Raw genomic sequence first — 9,765 nt, 5'->3', positions numbered from 1 at the left:
CGGGGATTCTAGACGGCTTCGGGCCCGCGCGGGCTGTCTGTCGGCGCTCGACGTGCCCGGCAGGTGGGGAGCCGGGCACGGTGCGTCCAAAAGCGTGCGTGCCGATTTGTTTCTCGCGGTGCGAGAGGGGGGCGCCGCCCGCGGGTTGGGATGCTTCAGGGTGAAAGCATCGCGGTGGCCAGGTGGGCTCCAAGACAACGGCCGCCCTCCCCATGACGGGAAGGACGGCCGTGTCAGGACTCCAGTGCGGGATTCCGCGTCAGTCGCCTTCGTAGATGCCGATGAGGCCCGGGGTGACGACGCCCGTCTTCGCGTTCTTGACGCCCTCGAAGGTGACGAGCACGCGGCGCTTGCCGGCGGAGCGGTCGAACTGGATGTCGGACACGCTGCTGACAGAGGTGACCACGTTGCCGAAGACGTCACCGCTGTACTTCACCGAGCTGCCGCCCTTCAGTCGCGTGATGCCGCCCCACCAGTTGGCGCCCACCCAGAGGCTGCCATCCCACGGGTCCGTCGCGATGGAGGAGGTCGGCGCCATCGCGGGGGTGCTGCCCTTGGCCGGCGTGTAGTTGACCAGGTCCTGCATCACCTTGGTCTCCACGGTCCCGTTGGCGCTCAGGCGAGCGAGGCCGTAGTAGAAGGAGCTGACCCACACGCCGCCGTTGGACGCCGGAGCCATGCCGGAGACGTTGTCGTCCACGCGCTGCGCGGCGGTGGGGTAGTTCGGCACGGCGTCAGGCCAGATGTCGAAGCGGTTCCAATCGTAGCCCGAGTCCTCCGTCTCGCTCTGGGCCGTCCAATAGTCGTCCCCGTTGGTGCCGTAGCGGAAGCGCGTGGAGCGGATCTGCCCGCCGAAGAAGACGTCGTGATTGTCCGTGATGGAGATGCCGTAGTAGCGGTCTGACAGCAGCTCGCCCTTGGAGCCGGAGATGGCGGGGTGCACGTGCTCGTAGAGGCCCGCGCACTCGAACTCCCACTTGAAGCCTTCCGTGTTCCAGGGGCGCGGATCCCAGCAATAGGCCGGGACGATGCCGTTGAACTTCGCATCGCCCATGGCGAAGCCGTGGTTTCCGCCAAACCAGACGACCTCCTTCACCGGGTCGTAGGCGATTCGATAGACGGTGCAGACCTTCTCGCGCCCGCGCAGCTCGGCCTTCACCTTCTTGGGGCCGGTGTGGATGTCGTAGTGCACGACGTCGATGGTGCCGTCCGCCTTGAGGGTCACCTTGTCGGCGTCACCGCTCTTGTAGACGCTGGCGTCTGGCTCCCGGTGGTCGTTTTCCGCCTGGTCCCACTCGTCCTCGCAGGTGGGCATGCCCGGCTGAGGTGGCTTGCCGGCGTAGCCGACGAACACCGTGCCGTCCGGGCCCCCCGCCACGGAGATGACCTTGAGGTACGGCACGCCCGGAGGCGCACCGCCGACGCCGTCGCGCATGCGGCCGTAGGGGCGCAGGCCTTCGGACAGGGTGAAGCGCTGAATCGTGTTGGAGCCCTTCTTGATGAGGAACAGGCCTTCCTCACCGCCCGCGACCCAGACGTTGCCGCCCTGGTCGGCGGTGATGCCGTAGACGTAGCGCGGCGCTCCCTGCTCCTGGTTGTAGAACGTCCAGCCCGGAGCCGAGGGGCGGGGATAGGTCTGAACCTTCTCCGGAACCCCCGCGTCGGTGCCGGCATCCGTGCCCGCGTCAGTACCGGTCCCCGCATCCGTGCCCGTGCCGGCATCCGTCCCGGTCCCCGCGTCAGGAACCTGCGTGCCCGCGTCGGGAACCTGCGAGCCCGCGTCGGGGACCTGCGTGCCCGCGTCCACCTCACCCGTGCCCGCGTCCGGCAGCCTCGGGTCCTCTTCCACGGGCGTGACCGGCACCTCCACCCGGGTCGTGTCGCCGTCGCCCCCGCCGCAGCCCGTCCACCCCAGCGCTCCCGCCAGGAGGAGCGCCCCCGTCCACCGCCACCCGTGCTTCATATGCCGCCCACCTCACACTGGGCCGGGGGAGGGTCCCCCGGCGCGAAGCCATTGTTCGCGGCCATCAAGGCAAGGAGGGTGCCAGCCCCCGGGGGCAGCTCACCGTCGGGGCACGGGCAGTGCGCGTCGGTTGAGCGACAGCGGGTGGGCAACCCCTTACCCATTGTGTGAACGCCGGTGTCCCGGAGCGCCCCCCAACCGTGCTAGGGCCTGGGCAATGGCAGGCAACGACGCACGCGGCCGTACCCCGCTGTCCCTCGTGGGACAGGAGCCGGACCTCGTCTTCTACACGCGGCAGGCGACCGAACACGGCGGGCCCGTGCTCGTGCTGGGCGCCGCCAACGGCCGGGTGCCGTGGGCGCTGGCGGGCCATGGCTTCTCCACCGTGGGTGTGGACCCCTCGGAGGCGATGATCCGCTCCGCCGAGGAGCGCCGCGCCTCCGAGTCCCCGGACGTCTCCGCGCGCACGCGCCTCATGGCCATGGACCCCCGCGCGCTGCGGCTGCCGGAGCAGTTCCCCCTGGTGCTCGCCCCTCAGCACGCGCTGGGCCTGATGCCCGGCCGCGACGACCTGGAGGCGTTCCTCGCCACCGTGCGCCACCACCTGGCCCCCGGCGGCACCTTCATCTACGACGTGCTCAACGCCCCGCGCGAACCCGTGCTGCCTCGCGACGACGACGAGCCCGGCGCCGCCGTGGAGCCCCGCCGCCCCCTCTTCGCCCTGCACCTGCGCGAGCGGCGTCCGCCGGGCGGCCAGAGCCCCATCCGCCGCCTCAAGCTGAAGCACTTCCTGCCGGAGGAGCTGGAGAGCGCCCTCGTCGCCAGCGGCCTCACTCTGCGCGAGCGCTACGGCCGCTTCGACGGCAAGCCCTTCGACCTGGAGGACCTGCGCCAGATTGGCGTCGCCGGGGTGTGAGCGGCTCTAGCGCTCGAAGCGGTAGCCCAGGCCGCGCACGGTGAGGAAGTGCCGGGGCGCCTCCGGGTCGGACTCGAACTTCAGCCGCAGCTGGCGCATGAAGTTGTCCACCGTGCGCGCGCTGCCCTCGTAGTGGTAGCCCCACGCGCCGGACAGGAGCTCCTCCCGCGTGAAGGTGCGGCCCGGGTGGGCGAGGAAGTGCGCCAGCAGCTTGAACTCCTGCGCCGTCAGCTCCACCGGCTGCCCGTCGCGCGCCACCGTGCGCTGGGACAGGTCCACCTTCACGTCCCCGAACGTCACCGGCGGCGGCGTGATGCCCGTGGCACCAAAGCGGCGGCGCAGCACCGCCTTGATGCGCGCGAGCAACTCCTGGAGGCCGAACGGCTTCACCACGTAGTCGTCCGCGCCCAGGTTGAGGCCCAGAATCTTGTCCGACTCCTGGCCCCGCGCGGACAGCACCACCACGGGCGTGTCCCGGCCGCGCTGGCGCAGCTCGCGGATGACCTCGTAGCCGTTCATCTCCGGCAGCATCAGGTCCAGCACCAGCAGGTCCGGCGACTCGTCCAGCGCCTTGGCCAGGCCCGTGCGGCCGTCCTGGGCCTGGAGCACTTCGTAGCCTTCGAAGCGCAGGTTCATGGACACGCCGGTGAGGATGGACAGGTCGTCCTCCACCACCAGGATGCGCTGGGGCTTCTCCTCTTGGGGGACGGACGTGCTCATGCGCGGCCCACCGGGAGCTGGAGGGTGAAGCAGCTGCCCTGGCCGGGCTCGCTCTTCACGGTGATGCGGCCGCCGTGCGCGTCCACGATGCGCTTGCTGATGGCGAGCCCCAGGCCGCTGCCCTCCGTCTTGCGCGTGAGCAGGTTGTCCACCCGGTAGAAGCGCTCGAAGATGCGCTTGCGGTCCTTCTTGGCGATGCCCACCCCGTTGTCCTCCACCGACAGGTTCACGTATCCGCCGTCTCTCTGTGCCCGGAGGGCGATTCTGCGGTGGGTGGGCCCACTGTACTTGTAGGCATTCTGCAACAGGTTGAGCAGCGCGCCCGCCACCGCGACCCGGTCCACCTCCACGCGGGGCAGCCCGTCCTCCACCTTCACGGTGAACTCCATGCCGTCGCCGTGCCGCTGCGTGCGGAAGGCCGCCACCGCCGCGTCCACCACGTCCGTCACCGGCAGGGACTCGCGCTGGTACACCTTGCGGTCGCTCTCGATGCGCGCCCAGTCAAGCACCCGCTCGATGAGGTCCGACAGGCGCTCGGTCTCCTTCGTGAGCAGGTCCAGCACCTCCTGCTGCTGCGCCGGGTCCTTCAGCCGGCCCAGGGCCAGCGTCTCGATGAACATCCGGATGGAGGTGAGCGGCGTGCGCAGCTCATGGCTCACCAGCGACACGAAGTCCGTCTTCATGCGCGACAGGCGCGCCTCGCGGTAGAGCACGCGGGCGGTGTAGCCCACGCCGAAGGTGAGCGTCAGGTAGAACAGGCCCAGGAGCACGCCGTACACGACGCGGTTGCGCGTGGACGCGCTCGCCACCGGGTCCTCGCCCATGGGCAGCACCACCAGGCGGAAGTCCTGCAACGGCGCGGACAGCACCCGCTCCGCGAGCACCGGCGTCCCCAGCGCGTTCTGCCGCGCCTGCGCCACCTCCGACATCAGCCGGTTGACGAGCCCGCCCTCGCTGGACGTGTCGCGCGGCACGGGCAGCAGCGTGAAGCGCACCGGCTCCGACGTGGCCCGCCCCTGCGCCTTCTCCGACAGGAGCGAGTCCAGCGCCACGCCCGACAGCCGCACGCCCCGCACGGTGGCGCCCCGGCGCTCGGCGGCCACCATCACCGCGCGGCCGTTCGAGGCGAGCGAGAAGACGGTGGGCACCGTGGGCAGCGAGGCGGCCTCCGGCACCAGCGCCGCCAGGGCCTCCGCCAGCTGCGGGTCCTTCGTGCGCACCAGGCCGTTCTCCACGTGGAAGGTGCCGTCCGGGTCGGACAGCTCCTGGTCATCCGGCAGGAGGAAGGCCAGCTGCTCGGTGCCGCCCACGCGCTCCAACCGTCCGCTGCCGAGCGCGCGGGGCACCTCCGCGGACAGGTCCGCCAGCGTCCCGCGCCACGCGGCCTCCAGGCGTTTCTCCACCGCGGCGCGCTCGTTGATGATGGCCACGACGCCGAAGCCGGACAGGCCGGCCGAGGGCAGCACGACCAGCAGGATGAGCAGCGCGAACGTGCGCCGGAAGCTGAGGATGACGGGCGCGGGACGAGACACGGCCCCCCGTGTCTACACGCGACGGCGGCCGGGTGCTCGCGGCTTTTGGGGGAGGGGGAGTCTTCCCGACATTGTCCGGAGCCATACGGCGGAGGGAGAGGCCGTCGACTTCGGGGGGCCGACTGGGCGAGCATGCGGCCCTCGGGAAGGCGTGTGAGCAGGGCCGGCACGCTTCCGGACAGGCCGTGGGGCATGCGCGCGGGGTGGGGCCGGAAGAAGCGCGCGAAGCCTTCGCGGGAGGGGATGGCATTTCCGATGCGACGGCAGGGATGGGCCGCGCTGTGCGCGGTGACGACGCTAGTGCTGTCGGGTTGCAGGGAGCGCGAGGTCGCGGGCACCTGGAGCAATGCCTCCGGGTCCGTGGCGCTCAGCCGGGACGACTCGCTTCTCTACGTGGTGGACGCGGACAACGGCATCCTCGCCGTGGTGGACACCGCCCTCCGGGAGAAGGTGTCCGAGGTGCGGGTGGGCCCGCGTCCGGAGCGCGTGACGGTGGGCCCGGACGACACCGTGTACGTGACGAACCGGGGCGGCCGGAGCGTGTCCGTCATCCGCAAGGGTGACGCGGTGGAGGCCGCGCGCGTCCCGGTGGGCGTGGAGCCCACGGGGATGGCGCTGTCGCCGGATGGCGGCACGCTGTACGTGGTGAACAGCGCCATGCGTGAGTCCGCCGCGCGGGGCAGCCTCACCGCCATCGACACGGGCACGCTCACGGCGCGCTGGGAGCTGCCGCTGGGCGAGGAGCCGCGCGGCATCGCGCTGCTGGAGGATGGCCGCAAGGCGGCGGTGTCCCTGTTCCGGCAGGGCGACGTGATGACGGTGGACCTGTCGGACGCGAACCAGCCCCAGGTGATGCGCGGCGGCACGGACCTGCTCGCGAGGGCGAACCGGCCGTCGCCCCCTGCTGCACCATCGGAGTTCGAGCCGCTGCCCATGAATCCCCAGCAGGGCCCGCGCTCCTTCCGGTCGCGCGGCATGGTGGACCTCTTGAGCGCTCCCGATGGCCGGCGCCTCTTCGCGCCGGTGCTGTGGTCGCGCGAGGACCCCCTGGGCGGGCCCGTGGACGGGCGTGGGCCCGACACGGGGGACTCCATGTACGGCGGCGGGACGCCGTGCGGCGCGGCGGCCGGTGGTGGCGTGGTGGCCGCGGGCCTCATCACCTTCGACACGGAGGACGAAGCGCCCCGCCCGGTGGTGGACGACCTGGACGAGTGCAAGCCGCCGCCGGAGGAGAAGCCGGACTACCCCACGTCGCTCGTCGCGAGCCCCTTGTTCGGCACGCCCCTGCAGGGGCCGGCGGCGGCGGTGGTGGACCCCACGGGCGCGTGGCTGTTCCTGGTGAACCAGGACTCGAACAACGTGGCCATCCTGCCCTCGTGGCGCCGCTCCGGTTCGGACCTGGTGAGTGAGACGAGCCCGGTGCGGCAGTTGATTGCCGTGGGGGCGGGGCCCAACGGCATCGCGCTCACGCGGGACGGGCGCAAGGCGTACGTCTACAACGCGTTCGACCACACGGTCAGCACGCTGGGCTCCAGCGGCAACGAATGGGGCGACATCCAGGAAGAGGGCGAGCGCCTGGTCATCGCGGGTGACACGCTGCCTCCGATGGCGGCGGCGGGCCGGCGGTTGTTCTTCAGCGCGGTGGATGCGCGGATGACCAGCCCGGCCGTGGCGGTGTCCTGCGCGTCGTGCCACCTGGAGGGCCGCGAGGACGGCCACGTGTGGGGCTTCCCGGACGGGCCGCGCCAGACGCCCAGCCTGGCGGGGCGGATGACGACGGCCACGGCGCCCTTCCACTGGAGCGGCGAGTTCTCCGCGCTGGGGGACTTCATGAGCGCCACGGTGAAGGACCGCATGGGCGGCCAGGCGCTGGACGAGGACACGGTGGCGAAGCTGGGGGCGTTCATCGACGCCATCCCCGCGACGGACAACGCGTTCCATGGCGAGCCGCTGACCGAGTCCCAGGCGCGCGGGGCCGCCCTCTTCACGCAGGCGAAGTGCGACACGTGCCACACGGGCGCGGCGCTCACGGACAACCGCAACGTGGACGTGGGCACGTTCGTGCTCTCGGGCGTGCTGCGGGACGCGGCGGCGGTCATCCAGGCGGGGCTCAACACGCCGTCGCTCCTGGGCGTGGGCCGCACCGCGCCGTACCTGCATGACGGCAGCGCGCCCACGCTCAAGGCCCGCCTGCTGAACGGCCGCGAGACGAACCTGCACGGCATGACCGCGCAGCTGTCCGACGCGGACGTGGACGACCTGGTGGCGTACCTGGAGACGCTGTAGCGCAAGACGCGAACCGCACCGGCGCGGTCATTCCTCCTGGAAATGGCCGCGCCGTGCGCGGAAGGAACAGGGCTCTTGCTTGAGCCATGACGCGAGGACATGGTGACCCCCGCTCATGGGTCTCCCCGCTCAGGCGGATCAGCTCCGTCTCAAGTTCGCGTCGTCGCCCTGGGGGCTCGTGGGGGTGCTCCTGGTCCACCACTTCGGGCTCTGGGCCTGGACGGCGTGGCGCAGGGAGCTCCCGCTGCTCCTGGTGTTGGATCGCTGGGACTCGCACCACTACAGCACGCTGGTCCTGGACGGTTACTCCTGGCCCCTCTGGGCCTTCCTGCCGCTGTACCCGGGACTGGTCTGGCTGGTGCGGCAGGGGCTGGGGGGCACGCTGCCGCCCCAGGTCGTCGGCGCGGCCCTGTCCACGGCCTGCCTGCTGGGCTTCGTCGCGTGGAACACCCACCAGGCGCGGCAGGGGCCGGTGCGCGAAGGGATGACGGCCCGGACGCCTTGGGGGTGGTTCGTCTTCCTCTACGGTCCCGCCAGCTTCGCGCTCCACTCGCACCACACGGAGGGGCTCTTCCTGCTCCTGTCGTTCGGGGCCCTGGCGTGTGCTTCGCGTGGGCAGCTCCTGCCCTCCGCCGTGCTGGTCTCACTCTGCATCTTCACCCGGAACCAGGGCTGCTTCGTGGCGGTCGCCGCCGCGCTCCTGGCCGCCATGCGCGAGCCGACGTGGCGCGAGCGCATCGCGCGGTTCGGCCTCATGGGGTGCCTGGCGCTGGTGGCGTTCGGAGGGCTGCTCTTCTTCGAGTGGAGCCGCTCCGGTGACCCCTTCATGTTCTTGAAGGCCCAGCGGGAGTGGAACCACGTGGACTCGCTCTGGGGCGCCATCCGGGGACTGTGGTTCGGCAATCCCTGGCACAAGGGCTTCAACGGCTGGCTGGTGCTGCGGAACGTCTTCGGGGCGGCGTGGCTGGTGTTCGGGGGGATGTTGTGGCGCCGCGACCGGGCCCTGGGCCTCTATGCCCTGCTGTCGCTCCTGGTGATGCTGCCCCAAGGTGACCTGGGAAATGCCTTCCGCTTCGGCGCGGTGCTCTTCCCGGTCATGTTCGTCGCGGGCGACTGGCTGGCCACGCGTCCCAAGGCGTTGCGCTGGACGGTGGCGCTGCTGCTCGTGTGGCTCAACCACAAGGCCACGCATGCCTACGCCATAGGCAAGTGGCCCTACTGAGTGGAGCGGGTCACCGCGCCGCCGGCCTTGGCGGAGCCGGAGTCACGGAGCCCGGAGGCGCGGAGAGCAGGTCCTTCGAGCCCGCGCGCGGCGCGGTGAGGCTGTCCAGCGGCTCCAGCGGCGCATCCAGGAGGAGCTTGTCCCCCGCGTCCGCCGGGAGCTCCGCGCCCGCGTCCGCCGTCGCCTCCTCCACGCGGTGATTCGACGTCACCGCGAGCCGCGCCACGTCCATCGCACGGTCGGGGTCGTCCCCCAGCCAGGTCACGACCACGACGCACGGCGCGTCATCATCCCACGCCACCACCTGCGTCATGCCCTGCACGGGGTTGCGGCGCGCGGCGGCCCGGCCCAGCGCCGGAATCTCCTCACCGCCCGTGTTCAACGTCGGCGCGAGCAGCGCGCGCACATCCGCGTTCGCGTAGCTCGGCTGGCAGTCATACGCCACCAACACGGACAGGTCCGCCGGTGCCGGCGAACGCAGCGAGCACACGGGCCCGCACGTGGGACACGCGCGCTCCTCCTTCATCGTGAAGCCGTTCAGCGTCAGGTCGCGCAGGTCCGCCGGCAGCAGCTCCTCGCACGAGGGCAGCCTCAGCGTGGACGGCCGCCCCGGCAGCCCGATGGGCCCCGCGTCCGCCACGTCAGCGCCCGCACCGGGCCTGCTGCACGCGCCCAGGGCGAGCGCCATCAGCAGTGCACCCCGTCCGAACCTCATCCCGTTGGCTCTCCTCACCGACGCCATGCGCGCGGCGCGGATGGTAGACCGTGCCCGGCCCCCGTCATCAGCATTGTGGCGCGGCTGCCGCTTTCCGGACGCGACCGGATGGCGGGGGAGAGGTCGGGCAGGCCGGCCTCGTTCACGGCCGGAGCGTGGGCTAGGCTGCCTGCCTTCTTCCACCATGCGCTTCCCCGGTCTCCTCAGCCTGTCGCTCCTGGCCCTGGCGCCGGCCCTCTCCGCCCGGGCCCAGACGTCCAGTCCGCCTCCCCGGAGCGCGACCCCCGACGAGTCCTGGAGCGAACCCGGCAGGCCCGCTTCCGAAGCCCCACCCGCGCAGGCCGCGCCTGGCGAGGAGGAACCCACCCGCGTCCAGCCGCCGCCCGACGCCGAGGGCTGGGAGTCCTTCCC

At 71.6% G+C, this 9,765-nt stretch carries 7 protein-coding genes and 1 pseudogene; 4 read left to right on the top strand and 4 right to left on the bottom strand.

Annotated elements, in window-relative coordinates:
- Nucleotides 1–259 precede the first annotated feature (259 nt).
- The gene (locus tag D7W82_RS35645; RefSeq protein WP_120622570.1) at nt 260–1,963 is read right to left on the bottom strand and encodes a hypothetical protein; all 1,704 of its coding nucleotides are present in this window, start codon (nt 1,961–1,963) and stop codon (nt 260–262) included.
- Between the two features lie 217 nt (nt 1,964–2,180).
- Here D7W82_RS35645 and D7W82_RS35640 point away from each other — a divergent pair, with 217 nt between their 5' ends.
- Nucleotides 2,181–2,879 (top strand): bifunctional 2-polyprenyl-6-hydroxyphenol methylase/3-demethylubiquinol 3-O-methyltransferase UbiG, encoded by a 699-nt coding sequence (locus D7W82_RS35640; RefSeq protein WP_120622569.1) that lies wholly within the window; start codon nt 2,181–2,183, stop codon nt 2,877–2,879.
- Nucleotides 2,880–2,885: 6 nt separating this feature from the next.
- Here the strand turns inward: D7W82_RS35640 and D7W82_RS35635 are convergent, their stop codons facing one another.
- Both D7W82_RS35635 and D7W82_RS35630 read right to left on the bottom strand, forming a co-directional pair.
- The gene (locus D7W82_RS35635) at nt 2,886–3,599 is read right to left on the bottom strand and encodes a response regulator transcription factor (RefSeq protein WP_120622568.1); all 714 of its coding nucleotides are present in this window, start codon (nt 3,597–3,599) and stop codon (nt 2,886–2,888) included.
- Nucleotides 3,596–5,131, bottom strand: a complete 1,536-nt coding sequence (locus D7W82_RS35630) for a cell wall metabolism sensor histidine kinase WalK (protein WP_120622567.1) — start codon at nt 5,129–5,131, stop codon at nt 3,596–3,598. Before D7W82_RS35630 ends, D7W82_RS35635 begins: the two co-directional genes overlap by 4 nt.
- A 255-nt stretch (nt 5,132–5,386) precedes the next feature.
- Here D7W82_RS35630 and D7W82_RS35625 point away from each other — a divergent pair, with 255 nt between their 5' ends.
- Together D7W82_RS35625 and D7W82_RS35620 are read left to right on the top strand one after the other, a co-directional pair.
- Complete coding sequence (locus D7W82_RS35625; protein ID WP_120622566.1) at nt 5,387–7,417, top strand: c-type cytochrome; 2,031 nt, start codon at nt 5,387–5,389, stop codon at nt 7,415–7,417.
- A gap of 115 nt (nt 7,418–7,532) precedes the next feature.
- A complete protein-coding gene (locus D7W82_RS35620) occupies nt 7,533–8,639 on the top strand; it encodes a hypothetical protein (RefSeq protein WP_120622565.1) in 1,107 nt (368 codons plus the stop codon).
- A 10-nt stretch (nt 8,640–8,649) separates the two neighbouring features.
- On the opposite strand, the gene D7W82_RS35615 is transcribed toward D7W82_RS35620, so the two are convergent.
- Nucleotides 8,650–9,354 carry a hypothetical protein gene (locus D7W82_RS35615; RefSeq protein ID WP_147439710.1) on the bottom strand — a complete coding sequence of 235 codons (705 nt, stop codon included), beginning with the start codon at nt 9,352–9,354 and terminating at the stop codon, nt 8,650–8,652.
- Between the two features lie 184 nt (nt 9,355–9,538).
- Here D7W82_RS35615 and D7W82_RS41980 point away from each other — a divergent pair.
- Nucleotides 9,539–9,765 (top strand): annotated as a pseudogene (locus D7W82_RS41980) (hypothetical protein); the annotation flags it as partial.

Source organism: Corallococcus sp. CA049B, from assembly GCF_003611685.1.
In the GTDB taxonomy this organism is placed as follows: Bacteria; Myxococcota; Myxococcia; order Myxococcales; family Myxococcaceae; genus Corallococcus; species Corallococcus coralloides.
The sequence above is the reverse complement of the archived record's forward strand: the minus strand, read 5'-3'. Positions and strand labels throughout refer to the sequence as shown.